Source organism: Salifodinibacter halophilus, from assembly GCA_012999515.1.
GTDB lineage: Bacteria > Pseudomonadota > Gammaproteobacteria > Nevskiales > Salinisphaeraceae > Salifodinibacter > Salifodinibacter halophilus.
The window spans coordinates 1-236 of the sequence record JABEEB010000736.1; the positions used below are offsets into that span (position 1 = coordinate 1).

Here is a 236-nt window from a genome sequence, read left to right on the forward strand (position 1 = left end):
CCGTCGTCGATGCGCCTATCCACGGCGAGGTTGCCGGTGTCGTAGCCCCAAGTCTGCACGTCGAACGCCCCGCGAACGGCGTCGACGTTTTCGATGTGGTCCGGGTGGGTGTGGGTGAGGTACACCGCGTCGAGCGAGTCGGTAGTCTCGCGGACTTTCGGCACCACGTCGAAGTTCGCCCCGGCGTCCACGAGCGCGGTGGTCTCACCGTCGACGAGAAAGACGTTGCTCGTGAA

1 protein-coding gene is annotated in these 236 nt (G+C 65.3%); it reads right to left on the reverse strand.

Annotated elements, in window-relative coordinates:
- Positions 1-236 (reverse strand): MBL fold metallo-hydrolase (locus HKX41_13515; GenBank protein NNC25151.1); only part of this gene is annotated, 236 nt, incomplete at both ends.